This window comes from Micromonospora sp. CPCC 205539 (assembly GCF_036906815.1).
Classification (GTDB): domain Bacteria; phylum Actinomycetota; class Actinomycetes; order Mycobacteriales; family Micromonosporaceae; genus Micromonospora.
Genome location: NZ_JBAKHW010000024.1, coordinates 1 through 13,035, shown reverse-complemented (window position 1 = coordinate 13,035; position 13,035 = coordinate 1). Strand labels below are relative to the sequence as shown.

The window sequence follows — 13,035 nt, the reverse complement described above, 5'->3', positions numbered from 1 at the left end:
CCCCCTTCGCCGATCTCGAGTCGATAAAGCCTGCGCGGCGGGCCGGCCGGCCCTGCCGGCCGGCCCGGCTAGGTTAGGCGCCCGCGGCCGCGGCCGTGGGGCCGAACTGTTGCGTGAAGCGGCCGGTGAAAAGGTCGGCGCCCTTGTACTCGGCGACCGTCGCCGCCGGCACGACCGCCGTACCGTCCGGCGTGGGCATCTGGCCGACACCGTGACGCGAACCGAGTGGGAGCAGGATCATCGGGTCAGGCATGGGCTGGTAGGTGGCCGCGCGCTGCTCGCCGCGCAGTTGGGCGGTGATGTTCTGCGCCACGACCTCGGCGTGCCGCAGCGCGTACGCGGCCATCTTGTCCTCGGGCACGTCGGTGAGGTCGCCGACCGCGTACACGTGGCCGAGGGTGTTGTCGGGCCCACGGACGTTGAGAGTTTCGGTGACGGGCACCTGTCCCTGCGAGGTGAGCGTGGTGAGCCGGCCGTCGGCGAGGTAGTCGCTGTTGATGCGCAGGCCGAAGGCGCGGAACCAGATATCGGCGGTGATCTCGTCGCCGTCGGTGGTGGTGGCGGAGAAGGTCGCGGCTCGACCGGCCTCGGTCGCCAACGGCGTGGTCAGATCGGTGCCCAGCCGCACCTGGATGCCCAGTTCGTCGAGCTGCCGGTGCAGGTCATCGCGCATCTCCGGCTTGAAGTCGGGCACCAGTCGCTCGGCCGGATCGATGACGGTCACGTGCTTCTCCGGCCACATCTCCTTGATCTCACCGGCCAACTCCAACCCGACCGGCCCGGCGCCGAGGATCAGCACCCGCTCGGCACCGGCCAACTCCTTGTGGGTCTGGCGCAGGTCGTCGAGCGCCCCTTCGACGGAGTCGGCGTCGGGTCTAGCCGGGTAGGCGTAGCTGGAGCCGGTCGCCAGGACCAGATAGTCCGCCGCGACACGCTGACCCGACGCCAGAGTGACCCCGCCAGGATCCACCGAGACGGCTCGATCACGAATGACCGTGCCCCGCGTGAGCAGCGTGTCGAAGGGGAAGAAAACGTTGCCCGCCCAGTCGGGCTGGGTCAGCGCCCGCAGGGATCCCGCAACGTTGACGAACGCGTCCCGGGGATCGATGAGGACGACATCCAGCTCGGACTCCAGCGCCTTGGCAACCGCCACACCGCCGTAACCGCCGCCGATGACCGCAACCGTACGACTCATGATTGTCAGCTCCTACCAGCCAGGGGATCGCGATCGACCGTTGTCGAGCGCTGTCCCCAACGGTCGTGACATCGCAGGAGGCCAGGGAGGCCGGTCTGAGACTGGTAGTGGCAGGGACACCATCCCGACGGCCGACGTTGTTACGTTCGGATGGTGAGCGACAACGAGCTTGGGCTTTTCCTGCGCGTCCACCGCGAGGCGGTGACGCCAGCCGAGGTGGGGTTGCCCGCCGGGCCGCGCCGCCGCGCTCCCGGGCTACGCCGTTCCGAGGTGGCGGCCCTCGCCGACGTGAGCGTCGAGTACGTCACGAGACTCGAGCAGGGCCGCGACCGCCGGCCGTCTGCGCAGGTGCTCGCGGCGCTCGCCAACGCGCTCCGGTTGACCTGGAACGAACGCCTCCACCTGCACCGCCTCACCAAGGCGGCCGATCCCGGTTTCAACTGCCGGGGCCACGCCACCCCGACAGGTGAGGTGCGTCCGACCGTGCAGGCGCTGCTCGACCGCCTCGAACCCACGCCGGCGGTGCTGCTCAACCAGCTCGGCGACATCCTCGCCCACACCGTCGGTTACGAACGGCTGGTCAGACCGATCGGGTTGCTGGACGCGACACAGCCCAACCTCGCTCGCTTCGTCCTTACCGACGCTCGGGCACGCGACGCGTACCCCGACTGGGACCACGTGGCCGACGAGCAGGTCGCCGCCCTCAAGCAGGGCCCGTTCCGGGCGTACCCGCCGATGGCCGCCCTGGCGGACGAGTTGACCGTCACCGCGGGCGATCCCTTCACCCGTCGCGTCGACACGGTTCCCGGCCTGGCGAAGGCCAGCGGCATCTTCCGTCTGGCCCATCCCGAGGCGGGCATGCTCCGGCTCGCGTACGAGACCCTCGACCTTTCCGCGGACGACGACCAGCGTCTGATCGTTCACCTGCCCGCCGACGCGGCGACATCCGCCGCGCTCGACCGCCTCGACAACCACCGCGCGCAGCCGCTACGCCTCGTAGCCGGATGACGCGACCGCCCCGGAGCAGTCCGGGGCGGTCGGCGGACGCGGTCAGATCATCGTCTGGGACTTGGCCTCCATGTCGGCGACGGCCTCGTCCTTCGATTCACGGGTCAGCGGCTTGCCGCCGGGCGCCGGAGCCTCGCCGCCGAGCGGGTCGGCGCCGCCGACGGCGCCCTGCGGGCCGGCACCCCGCAGTTGGCTGTTGGGCAGCGCCAGAGTGACCGCCACCGCCACGATCGCGACCAGACCAGCGGTCAGGAAGACCATGTCCAGCGCGTCGACGAAAGCGCCCTGGATGGCCGCGCGTACCGCACCGGGCAGGGCCGCGATGGTGGCCGGATCGTTGATCGAAATGTTGGTGCCGCCGCTCGCCGCCACGGCGGCCTGCTGCTGCGGCGGGAGCTGGGCGATCGCGCCGGGCAGCCGGTCGGCCAGCCCGCTGCTCAGCCGGGTCGAGAGCACCGTGCCGAGGATCGCCACCCCGAACGAACCGCCCAGCGATCGGAAGAAGGTCGCCGATGACGTGCCGGCGCCCAGGTCGCGTACGGCGATCGCGTTCTGCACCGCCAGGATCAGCGACTGCATGCACAGGCCCAGCCCGACGCCGATCACCACCATGTAACCGAAGGCGAGCCAAAGCGAGGTGCCCACCTCCAGCCGGGTGAACAGGAACATGCCGATCAACAGGAGCACCGAGCCGGCCACCGGGAACCACTTGTACCGGCCGATCCGGCTCATCGCTCGGCCGGTCAGGATCGAGGTGATGATGATGCCGGCCATCATCGGCAGCATCAGCAGACCACTGCGGGTCGGCGAGGCGCCCTTGACGATCTGCAGGTAGAGCGGGATGAAGATGATCGACCCGAACATCACCAGACCGATGATGAAGAGGGCCGAGTTGGCCAGCGCGAAGGTGGCGCTGCGGAACAGCCTCAGCGGCAGGATCGGCTCCGCCACGCGGGCCTCCTGGAGCACGAAGAGCACCCCCAGCACCGCACCAACCGCAAAGAGCCCGATGATCACGCCGGAGCCCCAGGCGTACTCGTTGCCACCCCAGCTCAGCGCGAGCAGGAGACTGCTCACCCCGATGACCAGCAGGCCGGCGCCGAGCCAGTCGATCGCGTGCTCCCGGCGCTCGAACGGGATCAGCCGCATCACGTGGTAGCAGACCACGATGGCCAAGATCGCCAGCGGCACGTTGATGTAGAAGATCCATCGCCAGTCGGTCTCGGCGAAGTAACCACCGACCAGCGGCCCGGCCACCGACGAGATTCCGAAGACAGCACCGAACAGGCCCTGGTAGCGGCCACGCTCCCGAGGTGAGACCACGTCCGAGATGATGGTGAACGCCAGCGTCAGCAGACCACCCGCGCCGAGACCCTGGATGCCTCGTGTGATGATCAACTGGGTCATGTTCTGCGACAATCCGGCCAGCAGCGAGCCAACCAGGAACGTGCCGATCGAGAAGAGAAAGACCGGGCGGCGTCCGAACAGGTCGGCCATCTTGCCGTAGAGCGGCGTCGACGCGGTCGAGGCGAGCAGGTACGCGGTGACCACCCAGGAGTAGTGGTTGATCCCGCCCAACTCTCCGACGATGGTCGGCAGAGCCGTACCGACGATGGTCTGGTCGAGGGCGGCCAGCAGCAGGCCGGTCATCAGGCCGATCATGAGCAGCCGGATCTGCTGGCGATTCAGCACCGGCGCTGCGGAGGCTTCGGTGGTCATGTCGCTTCTTTCCCGACCGTCGCGAAACATGCGCCGAATCAGGAAAACCGTCCCACCCCACCCTTGGTTGATCATGAGGTTAGCGGGGCCGCAAGCAGCAGATTCGCCCGCCAACCTCATGATCAACAGGGTCGGGGTGGGACGGTCCGGTGGCAGGGTTTACGCGAAGGTTTGGGTGATTTTTGCGCAGAAGGCGGGGAGGTCGTCGGGCTTGCGGCTGCTGGTCAGGTTGCCGTCGGTGACGCACTCCTCGTCCACCCAGGTGGCGCCAGCGTTGGTCAGGTCCGTACGCAGGCTGGGCCAGGACGTGATCCGGCGGCCCCGGACCACGTCCGCCTCGATGAGCGTCCACGGGCCGTGGCAGATCACCCCGACGGGCTTGCCCGCGTCGAAGAACGCCCGCACGAAGCGGACGGCGTCCGGGTCGGTACGCAGGAAGTCCGGGTTCGCCACTCCGCCGGGCAACACCAGCGCGTCATAGCTGTCGGCGTCCGCCTTGTTCACGGTGACGTCCACGTCGTACTTCTTGGACTGGTCCAGGTGGTTGAACGACTGGATGGAACCGGGCTCGACCGAGACCAGATCCACCGTCGCGCCGGCGCTCTCCACCGCCTTGCGCGGCTGGACGTACTCGATCTCCTCGACGCCGTCGGCGGCCAGGAAGGCGATCCGCTTGCCCTGCAGTGTCGTTGCTGCCATCTCGATGCATCTCCTCTCCGGGGTACCTGAATTCCCTTCCCCCGCCCATACGACCGAAACGCCCCCGTCCGGCGACGCCGCGACCGCGTCGGGCGCAGGGTTTGACCCAGAAGGCGCTGGGGACCCGGGGAGGCATGGCAGGAGCAGCAGCGGAACAGCGCCGGCTCGCCACCGTCGTGGAGAGCTGGCTCGGGCGCCCGGTCCTGATCGTCGGCGACGCGATGCTGGACGAGTGGCGGTTCGCCGACTCCGAACGACTCTGCCGGGAGGCACCGGCGCCGGTCCTCACCCTGCGCCGTCGGATCTCCGCCGCGGGCGGGGCCGCGAACACCGCGGTCAACGTCGCCGCGCTCGGTGGGCGGGCGGTGCTGGTGGCACCGGTCGGCGCCGACGTGGCCGGCGACGAGTTGCACGACTGTCTGGACCGGGCCGGCGTCTGGGACCGTACGGTCAACCAGCCTGGTCGGCCCACGCCGGTGAAGCGGCGGATGCTGGCCGGCAACCAGATCCTGCTGCGGGAGGACTCCGGCGACCCGGACGACGCGCTCGACCCGGACGCGGTGACCCGGCTGCTCACCGCGTTGGACTGCGCCACGGAGGAACTGCGCGCCGCCGCCAACGGTGCGGCACCGACCCTGGTGGTCTGCGACTACGGCCTGGGTGCCCTGTCCGCGCCGATCCGCGCCTGGCTGGTCGAGCAGCGGGAGCGCTACGCCACGGTCGCGCTGGACGCCCATGACCTCGCCGACTGGCACGGCCTCGCCCCGACCGTGGTGACCCCGAGCTTCGCCGAGGCGACCCGGCTGCTGGCCCGGGCCGCCGGTGCGACCCGTCCACCGGCCGGCACCGAACTGCACCTGGAACACCCTGACGTCGATCCGGCCGACGGGCCGTCCGAGCTGACTGTCGGCGCCGCACCGGGCGGGGCCCACGCCGACGGCGGCACCACCGAAGCCGGCGCGGACGAGGCACACACCGGCAGTGGCCCTGACCTGTCGCGGAGCGGCCGTCCGGGGCCGCTCGGCGAGCCCACCCCGGGCGAGGGGCGGGTGGCCCTCACCGGCGACGGGCTCAGCGTCACGGGCACCGGTGTCACGGTGAACACCGAGGCCGGGGCGGGCATCGACCGGGCCGTACTGGCCGAGTCGCGCCTCGCCGAGCTGCGGGCGCACACCGGCGCCGATGTGGTGGCGGTGACCCTGGACACCGAGGGTGCGGTGGTCGGTGGCGCCGACGGTGAGCCGCGGCGCAGCCACAGCACCCCGGTGCCGGCGAGTCACGCCGTGGGAGCCGGGGACGCGTACCTGGCGGCGATGACGCTGGCCCTGGCCGCCGACGCGCCGCTGCCCACCGCCGCCCAGCTCGCCCAACTGGCGGCCACCATCACCGTGTCCGACACCGGCACCTGTGTGTGCCGTCGGGAGGACCTGCTGACCGCGCTCGACCTGCCGCCCGAGACGACCGGCCATCCGGTGCTGGTCGGGACCGACGAGCTGGACGCGATCGTCGCCGAGTATCGCGACGCCGGACGGTCGGTGGTGTTCACCAACGGGTGCTTCGACGTGCTGCACCGAGGGCACGTGCGGTACCTGGAGCAGGCCCGCGCGCTGGGCGACCTGCTCATCGTGGCGGTCAATTCGGACGGCAGCGTACGCCGGTTGAAGGGCCCGGACCGACCGGTCAACCCCGTCGAGGACCGGGGTGCCCTGCTCGCCGCGCTGTCGTGCGTGGACCACGTGGTGGTATTCGAGGAGGATTCACCAACCGCGCTGATCGAGGCGGTCCGGCCGGACGTCTACGTCAAGGGTGGGGACTACCCGCCGGAGCTGGTGCCGGAGGCGCCGCTGGTGCGCCGGCTGGGCGGCCAGGTACGCACCCTCGGGTACGTCCCGGACCGCTCCACCTCGGCGATCATCGAGCGGATCAGAGCGCACAGTCAGGACCGCGAGCCCGACCCGTCGCTGAGCACCCGACCGTCGTGAACCGGCCCCTCGACCTCGACACGTCGGCGGCGTTCCGCGTCGACCGGCTGGTCGACGTCCTGATCCCGACCCGCAACCGGCCCGCCGAACTGGCGGTCACCCTGGCCGGGCTCGCCGCCCAGGAGGGGGTGCCCGGCTTCGGGGTCGTGGTCAGCGACCAGTCCGACGGGGAGCCGGCTTTCGCCCACCCCGCCGCGGCCACCATGGTCCGGGCGCTGCGTCAGCGAGGCCACCCGGTGTTGCTGACCCGTCGGCTGCCGAGGCGAGGGCTGGCCGAGCACCGGGCGTACCTGCTGGCCGCCTCGGCCGCCCGGTACGTGCTCAACCTCGACGACGACATCTGGCTCGAGCCGGGGACGCTGCGGCGGCTGGTCACCGCGCTCGACGAGCTGGGCTGCGGCTTCGTCGGCAACGGCGTACACGGGCTCTCGTACAGCGATGACGTACGACCGGAGACCCACGGGCACTACGAGGAGTGGATCGACCGACCCGTCCCGGAGCGGATCCGGCCGGGCACACCAGAGTGGAATCGCGCCCGGATCCATTCGGCGGCCAACCTGCTGCACGTCACCGAGCAGCTGGCGCTGCCGCCGGGGGCGTGGCGGGCGTACAAGGTCTCCTGGATCGGCGGGTGCGTGCTGTACGACCGGGCCAAGCTCGTGGACTCCGGTGGCTTCGACTTCTGGCGGCGGGTGCAGGAGAAACACCAGGGCGAGGACGTGGCTGCCCAGCTCTCGGTGCTGGCCCGCCACGGCGGCGCCGGCATCCTGCCCAGCGGCGCGCACCACCTGGAGTCCCCCACCACGGTCACCGACCGGGACGTGGAGGCCTGGGAGGTCGTGCTCGCCGACGAGGACGCCGCGCAGCCGGCCTGAGCCTCACACGGCGAGCAGGTCGCGGGCCGCTTCCAGCACCTCGATCACCGGGACGTCGGCGACGAACGAGTCGCGGTGCGGGCATTCGCCGTCGCCGGGCCGGTGAGGGTAGATGCCGGGCGTGCAGTCCACCCCACAGACCGGGCAGTGCACCGTCCAGGAGCAGATCGGCCGGTGTCGGGCGCGCAGCGGGTTTCCGCCGTTGATCAGGTTGCCGACCCAGTAGATGCCGACCGTCGGAGCGCCCACCGCGGCGGCCAGGTGCAGAGGGCCGGTGTCGTTGGAGATGACCAGCCCGCAACCGGCGTAGCAGCCGGCCAGCCCGCCGAGGCTGAGTGTGCCCACCAGCGGCCGGACCGGCACCCCCGCTGCCGCGACCACCCGATCCACGACCTCCCGTTCGGCGGGCGTGCCGGTGACCAGCACCTCGTAGCCGTCCCCGTGCAGCCCACGGGCCACCTCGGCGAAGTGGTCGGCCGGCCAACGGCGGCGGGTGTCGCTGGCGCCCGGATGCAACGCCACCCGGGGCCGGACCGGCGGGCCGAGCACCTGGGCCGCCTCGGCCCGGTCGGCGTCGGTAACCGCCAGCGTCGGCACGATGGTGGTCACCGGCGCACCCGCCAGGGCGACCACCTCCAGGTAGCGGATGATCTCCTGCTGGTAGTAGACGTAGCGGACCCAACGATCGAGCGGCGGCGCGTCCTCGGCGCGTAGCCCCACGGTGACCCGCGCACCGAGGCGGCTGACCAGCGAATTGGAGTTGGCGCCGCCACCGTGGAGCTGCACCGCCAGGTCGAAGCCCTCGCCGCTCGCCGCCTCCAGGAAGTCGTCCAGTGCCGACTCCGGCTCACCCGGGTCCGGCTGGCGGATGCCGGGTGCCGGTGGCACCACCAGCACCCGGTCCACCGGGCCGGGCCGGTCGCGCCAGAGCTTCGCGTGCCACGGCGCGCCGAGCAGCACGATCTCGGCCTTCGGGTACGCGGCCCGCAGCGCGTCCAGCGCCGGCAGGATGAAGATCAAGTCGCCGAGCGCGTTGGCCCGTAGCACCGCGATCCGCTGCACATCGGGTACGCGCTCGGCCGTCGAGCCGAGCAGGGACGGGGTGACCACGCGATCCCGTTACGGCCGGCCGAAGCCGCCGACGGTGTCCGGGTGGTGCAGCTCCCGGTCCGCGGCGGGGTCGGCCAGCACCGGCGTACCCCCGGGAAGGTCGCCGGAGCGCGGCCCGGTGCGGCCGACGGTGATGGTGCGCGGCGTGGGCCGGGCCGCCCGGGGCAGCCGGACCCGGAGCAGACCGTGGTCCATCACCGCGTCGATGGACTCCGGGTCGACGCGGGACGGCAGGTCGATGCGGTACTCGAAGCCACGGGTCTCGAAGCCGCCCGGGATGCCCTGGTCGGCGTTGACCTCCGCCTCGGAGCGGGCGCGTACGCACAGCTCCCGGTCGTCCAGCTCGACCGCCACCTCTTCCGGCGCCACCCCGGGCAGCCGGACGACGACCTCCCAGCCGTCCGCGGTCTCGGTCAGCTCGACGTCGGAAGTGCCGGCCCGACCGCCGACCAGTCGGCTCAGCTCGGCACGCAGCGACTGCAGCTCGCCCATCGGGTCCCAGCCCTGCTGCCGACCCCGCCAGCCCCGGCCGAAGCCGCCGGTCTGCTCGCTCATCGCACCTCTCCGATCTGCCGGGCGGCCGTGGGCGGCCGCAGTGAGCTGGGCGCGTCCAGGCCGGCGTCGCGGTCGACGCCCACGCCGAGCCGGTCGACCAGCTCCCCACCGAGCCAGGCGCTGATGCCGAGGATGGCCACCGCGACCACCTCGATGGCGACCAGGGCACCGCCGGCGGCCCGGGACTCCGCGTTGAGCCGGACCACCCAGACGGCGGCGAAGAGCAGGATCACCGCGATGTTCGCGGCGGCGTGCAGCAGACCCACCCGCTTGGCCCGGGTGCCGGTGGGAATCGCCAGCAGGTCGAACGAGCCGGCCACGGCGGCGAGCAGGCCGCCGATCAGACCGACCGTGATGTTCCAGTACGCGACCTCGCCGAGGAAGTCGGGCCCGCCGACGGTGTCCACCAGGTCGAACAGCACCGCCGTGGCCAACAGCGCGACCGGGAACATGACCAGCATCGGGTGGACGGGATGCCCCAGCACCTTGAGTCGGCTCTCCATCCCGGCCTCCACTGGTCGGCTGCATGGGCGCGCGTCGGTGACGCCGTACCCCCGGATTTCGGGGGGCAAACCTCGCGCTGGTCGGGCCGTAGGCTGACGGGCGAGGCCGTCGGACGGTGGCGCCGCCACCCGGATCAACGGCTGGAGGAGGATCACGTGACGGTGGAGATCACCTCCCACGAGGAACTGCGCGAGTTGCTGGGCGCGCCGGCTCCCCGCGCTGTCATCAAGGAGCGCACCCGGCTGCACGAACGGGACCGGCAGTGGCTGGCCGCGGCGCCGTTCTGCCTGGTGGCCACGGCCGGTGCGGACGGCACCTGCGACGTGTCACCCAAGGGCGACCCGGCCGGGTTCGCCCTGGTGCTGGACGAGACGACCATCGCGCTGCCGGAGCGGCCGGGCAATAAGCGGGCCGACGGCTACCGCAACATCCTCGACAACCCGCACGTCGGGTTGATCTTCATGATCCCGGGGCGGCCCGACACGCTGCGAATCAACGGACGGGCACGGCTGGTACGCGACGCGCCCTGGTTCGACGAGATGGTGGTCAAGGGGCACCGCCCGATCCTCGCGGTGGTGGTGGAGATCGAGCAGATCTTCTACCACTGCACCAAGGCGTTCCTGCGGTCCGCGCTGTGGCAGCCAGAGACCTGGCAGCCGGAGCTGCTGCCGTCTCGAGCTCGGCTGATCAAGGAGGTCGAGGCGCCGGCTGAGAGCCTGGAGGACCTCGAACGGCACTACGGCCCGGAGTACGCCAAGACCATCTACGCCTGATCCGGCCCTCCGGTCAGGCCGCCCAGCCGACGGGATTGCCGAACGACTCCCGGGAGATGCCGGAGCCGGTCTCCGGCCAGGCGCCGAACCGCTCGTTGTGCAGGTGGGCGAAGAAGTAGCACATGCTCTCGCACTCGGCGTCGAGCACCGCGAGGGCGGGCCTGGCGTGAACCGCCTCGTAGTACTCCCGACCGAGAGCGACGATGAAGCCCCGGCAGTAGAGAAAGCCGTCGTCCGAGCCGTCGGTCATCTCGTGGATGTCTTCCCGGTCGATGTCGTGCAGCTTGCGTTCCAGCACCCGGTCGTGGTCGGTCAACTCCTGTGCGGACAACTCGGTGCTGAGCTGTCGGAGGCGGTCCAGGAACGGGCCCAGCCAGGCATCGATCGCGTACGGCTCGTCGTCATCCTCACTGCCGTCAGGGTCACGCTCGACGAGGGCCCGCCGCAGCGCCAAGGGCTCCGCGCCGAGCGCCGCCCAGGCCGACTCGATGAGCGCCCAGAACCGGGCCTCCTCGGCGGGGGTGGGCAGCGCTTCGGTGGCATCGGTGATCACGGTCACCAGTGGACCGTAGCCGCCACCACCGACGGTTTCGGCGGCTCGTTGCCTGCCGGCTGGCGGCTGGCGGCCTCGGCGGCTCGTTGTCTGCCGCACCCGGCGGCGTTCCCGCATTCGGTGCGCCTAGCAGCGTAGAGACTCACTCGCATTCGCTCAGGCGTAGGCGCGCCCGACGGGTACGGCCACCGCAGGGCCGGTCGACTGGCCGGCCAAACCTTCAGGCCGTGACGGCGAACCATCGTCGAGTGTGGCGAGCCCTGAGGATGAGCGGCTCGCGCACAGATCCGAGACGGCTTATGCAACCAATCGTGAAAGACAGTCCACTTTATTCGAATTCATCTAGCTGCGCGAGAACCTAACTCATTAGATGAATCGGTCGAATACGCTACAACTCGTCCGTAGATAACTATGTGTCACTAGCAGGTAGCTCTGGGTGCATCCGGGGTGGCTCTCTGGAGGGGTCATGAGCAACAACCGACGGCTGCGGCGAGCGCTGAAGCAGGGCCGCGCCGCTTCAGGGCTGAGCTCTGCCCTGCTGGTAGTCGGGATGACGGGTGGGCCCGCAGCCGCAGCGCACCCCGCGGAGGCGACGTCGTCCTCCCAGGGCGTGCACGTCGGTACGCCTGGTCCGCTCGGCCAGCACGGCGGCGGGTGGCCGTCGTCCTTGTCCACTGTCCGCCAAGACGGCGGCGGACCAGACGATTCGCCAGACCACCACCCTGGATTGCCACCCGAGTGCGGCCCGCAGGGCTGGCAAGGCCCCTGGGGTGGGCACGACGGGGGCAAGGGGCCTAAGCAGGGCCATCAGGATGGCTCCAAGGGCGCCCAAGGCCCCCAGGGTGCCCAGGGTGCTCAAGGCGACGCGGGCGCTCAAGGTGCCCAGGGCAGGACCGGCGCTCAAGGCGACGCCGGAACTCAAGGTGTGCAGGGCAACATCGGGGCGCAGGGGATCCAGGGCGCCTCAGGTGCTCAAGGTGCGCAGGGCAATGCCGGCGCTTCAGGTGCTCAAGGTGCGCAGGGCAACACGGGCGCACAAGGTGCGCAGGGCAACATTGGCTCGCAGGGAAGCCAGGGCGCCCAAGGCGACACCGGCGACACCGGCGCTCGGGGGATCACGGGCGTTCAAGGCGCTCAAGGCCTCCAAGGCGACGCCGGCACTCCGGGCGCTCAGGGCGACACGGGCGCTCAAGGCCTCCAAGGTGCGCAGGGCGACACCGGCGCACAAGGCGCTGAAGGCCTCCAAGGCGCCCAGGGCGAGGCCGGCACTCCGGGCGCTCAAGGCACCCAGGGCGACACCGGCGTACAAGGCGCTCAAGGCCTTCAAGGCACTCAAGGCACGCAGGGCGACACCGGCGCTCAAGGCGCTCAAGGCCTCCAAGGCGCTCAAGGCGAGGCCGGCACGCCGGGCGCTCAAGGCGCCCAGGGCGACACCGGCGCACAAGGCGACATAGGCGTACAGGGAAGCCAAGGCGCCCAAGGCCTCCAAGGCACTCAAGGCGAGGCCGGCACGCCGGGCGCCCAGGGTGCGCAGGGCGACACCGGAGCACAAGGCGCTCAAGGCCTCCAAGGCACCCAAGGCGAGGCCGGCACTCCAGGCGCTCAAGGCGCTCAAGGCGACATCGGCACACAAGGCGCTCAAGGCTTCCAAGGCGCCCAGGGCGCCCAGGGCGACACCGGCGCACAAGGCCTCCAAGGCACGCAGGGCGACACCGGCGCACAAGGCGACATAGGCACGCAGGGAAGCCAAGGCGCCCAAGGCCTCCAAGGCACTCAAGGCGAGGCCGGCACGCCGGGCGCCCAGGGTGCGCAGGGCGACATCGGCGCACAAGGCGCTCAAGGCGAGGCCGGCACTCCAGGCGCCCAGGGCGCCCAAGGCGACACCGGCGTACAAGGCGCTCAAGGCCTCCAAGGCACCCAAGGCGAGGCCGGCCCGCCGGGCGCTCAAGGCGCCCAAGGCGACACCGGCGCACAAGGCGCTCAAGGCCTCCAAGGCACCCAAGGCGAGGCCGGCCCGCCGGGCGCTCAAGGCGCCCAAGGCGACACCGGCGCACAAGGCGCT

General features: G+C 71.1%; 12 protein-coding genes. 4 read left to right on the top strand and 8 right to left on the bottom strand.

Annotated features, from left to right (window positions below):
- Nucleotides 1-73: 73 nt before the first annotated feature.
- Nucleotides 74-1,195, bottom strand: a complete 1,122-nt coding sequence (locus tag V6V47_RS21195) for an NAD(P)/FAD-dependent oxidoreductase (RefSeq protein WP_334630054.1) — start codon at nt 1,193-1,195, stop codon at nt 74-76.
- 150 nt (nt 1,196-1,345) lie between these two features.
- On the opposite strand from V6V47_RS21195, the gene V6V47_RS21190 reads away from it, so the two are divergent.
- Nucleotides 1,346-2,203, top strand: coding sequence for a helix-turn-helix domain-containing protein (locus V6V47_RS21190; protein ID WP_334630053.1), 858 nt, complete (start codon nt 1,346-1,348; stop codon nt 2,201-2,203).
- 42 nt (nt 2,204-2,245) lie between these two features.
- On the opposite strand, the gene V6V47_RS21185 is transcribed toward V6V47_RS21190, so the two are convergent.
- Entirely contained in the window at nt 2,246-3,922 is a 1,677-nt protein-coding gene (locus V6V47_RS21185; protein ID WP_334630052.1) for an MDR family MFS transporter, read from the bottom strand.
- A 159-nt stretch (nt 3,923-4,081) separates the two neighbouring features.
- A complete protein-coding gene (locus V6V47_RS21180) occupies nt 4,082-4,621 on the bottom strand; it encodes a type 1 glutamine amidotransferase domain-containing protein (RefSeq protein ID WP_334630051.1) in 540 nt (179 codons plus the stop codon).
- Between the two features lie 134 nt (nt 4,622-4,755).
- On the opposite strand from V6V47_RS21180, the gene rfaE2 reads away from it, so the two are divergent.
- Both rfaE2 and V6V47_RS21170 read left to right on the top strand, forming a co-directional pair.
- On the top strand, nt 4,756-6,603 hold the full coding sequence (gene rfaE2 / locus V6V47_RS21175; protein ID WP_334630050.1) for a D-glycero-beta-D-manno-heptose 1-phosphate adenylyltransferase: 1,848 nt from the start codon (nt 4,756-4,758) through the stop codon (nt 6,601-6,603).
- Nucleotides 6,600-7,478, top strand: coding sequence for a glycosyltransferase (locus tag V6V47_RS21170; RefSeq protein WP_334630049.1), 879 nt, complete (start codon nt 6,600-6,602; stop codon nt 7,476-7,478). Before rfaE2 ends, V6V47_RS21170 begins: the two co-directional genes overlap by 4 nt.
- A gap of 3 nt (nt 7,479-7,481) precedes the next feature.
- Here the strand turns inward: V6V47_RS21170 and V6V47_RS21165 are convergent, their stop codons facing one another.
- Genes V6V47_RS21165 through V6V47_RS21155 form a run of 3 tightly spaced genes read right to left on the bottom strand, consistent with a single transcriptional unit; the run spans nt 7,482 to nt 9,646 of the window.
- A complete protein-coding gene (locus tag V6V47_RS21165) occupies nt 7,482-8,588 on the bottom strand; it encodes a glycosyltransferase family 9 protein (RefSeq protein WP_334630048.1) in 1,107 nt (368 codons plus the stop codon).
- Between the two features lie 9 nt (nt 8,589-8,597).
- Nucleotides 8,598-9,143, bottom strand: coding sequence for an Hsp20/alpha crystallin family protein (locus tag V6V47_RS21160; protein WP_334630047.1), 546 nt, complete (start codon nt 9,141-9,143; stop codon nt 8,598-8,600).
- A complete protein-coding gene (locus tag V6V47_RS21155; protein WP_334630046.1) occupies nt 9,140-9,646 on the bottom strand; it encodes a DUF2231 domain-containing protein in 507 nt (168 codons plus the stop codon). Before V6V47_RS21155 ends, V6V47_RS21160 begins: the two co-directional genes overlap by 4 nt.
- Nucleotides 9,647-9,802: 156 nt before the next feature.
- Between V6V47_RS21155 and V6V47_RS21150 the strand changes: the two genes are divergently transcribed.
- Complete coding sequence (locus V6V47_RS21150; RefSeq protein WP_334630045.1) at nt 9,803-10,420, top strand: pyridoxamine 5'-phosphate oxidase family protein; 618 nt, start codon at nt 9,803-9,805, stop codon at nt 10,418-10,420.
- A 13-nt stretch (nt 10,421-10,433) separates the two neighbouring features.
- On the opposite strand, the gene V6V47_RS21145 is transcribed toward V6V47_RS21150, so the two are convergent.
- Together V6V47_RS21145 and V6V47_RS21140 are read right to left on the bottom strand one after the other, a co-directional pair.
- Nucleotides 10,434-10,979, bottom strand: a complete 546-nt coding sequence (locus V6V47_RS21145) for a DUF4240 domain-containing protein (RefSeq protein ID WP_334630044.1) — start codon at nt 10,977-10,979, stop codon at nt 10,434-10,436.
- 994 nt (nt 10,980-11,973) lie between these two features.
- The coding region (locus V6V47_RS21140) for a hypothetical protein (protein ID WP_442934278.1) at nt 11,974-13,035 on the bottom strand (1,062 nt) is incomplete at its 5' end.

Bases quoted from the DNA above. Each gene is read 5' to 3' on its own strand.
- V6V47_RS21195 (WP_334630054.1), bottom strand. From the start codon at position 1,195: ATGAGTCGTACGGTTGCGGTCATCGGCGGCGGTTACGGCGGTGTGGCG.
- V6V47_RS21190 (WP_334630053.1), top strand. From the start codon at position 1,346: ATGGTGAGCGACAACGAGCTTGGGCTTTTCCTGCGCGTCCACCGCGAG.
- V6V47_RS21185 (WP_334630052.1), bottom strand. From the start codon at position 3,922: ATGACCACCGAAGCCTCCGCAGCGCCGGTGCTGAATCGCCAGCAGATC.
- V6V47_RS21180 (WP_334630051.1), bottom strand. From the start codon at position 4,621: ATGGCAGCAACGACACTGCAGGGCAAGCGGATCGCCTTCCTGGCCGCC.
- rfaE2 (WP_334630050.1), top strand. From the start codon at position 4,756: ATGGCAGGAGCAGCAGCGGAACAGCGCCGGCTCGCCACCGTCGTGGAG.
- V6V47_RS21160 (WP_334630047.1), bottom strand. From the start codon at position 9,143: ATGAGCGAGCAGACCGGCGGCTTCGGCCGGGGCTGGCGGGGTCGGCAG.
- V6V47_RS21155 (WP_334630046.1), bottom strand. From the start codon at position 9,646: ATGGAGAGCCGACTCAAGGTGCTGGGGCATCCCGTCCACCCGATGCTG.